Origin of the sequence: Bartonella vinsonii subsp. berkhoffii ATCC 51672 (assembly GCF_902825225.1) — a bacterium.
Classification (GTDB): domain Bacteria; phylum Pseudomonadota; class Alphaproteobacteria; order Rhizobiales; family Rhizobiaceae; genus Bartonella; species Bartonella berkhoffii.
In genome coordinates, this window is sequence record NZ_CADEAK010000227.1 from 1 (window position 1) to 416 (window position 416).

The following is a 416-nucleotide window of genomic DNA, read 5'->3' on the forward strand; positions in this document are numbered from 1 at the left end:
TCCGCAAGTTGGCATAAATGTTTTTGATATCCCATTTGCTTGACCAGTTACGATATCTTCGACGCCCTTTTTCAGCGCATATGCTGAAATGCGGTCCAGCAACATGCCATAGGATAAAACAACAGCTTTGGCATCTGTATTCGCAGGTACTCTCATGCTTGAGAGCAGAAAAGCAGCTTTCTCACTCTGTTCAACGGAAGCTTTCACAGAGAGCAAGGATTCCAGACGATTGCAAGCATCTAAGGTCTGTTCCTCCTCCTGTTTCGTCAATGTACTCCCAGTCTTCAGCGTCAATGGATACCCCGGCCTGATCATCTCGATAATCTTCTCTAGATGCGAGATGATTTCTGAGTTCGCTAAAGCCTTCTGCCAGCTGTTTTGTGCAAGTTTTCGGAGTGAATTTTTCATAATGACCC

At 45.2% G+C, this 416-nt stretch carries 1 pseudogene; it reads right to left on the reverse strand.

Annotation, left to right across the window (positions count from 1 at the left end):
• Positions 1-315, reverse strand: a pseudogene (locus J7R10_RS09040) (hypothetical protein); the annotation flags it as partial.
• Positions 316-416 lie beyond the last annotated feature (101 nt).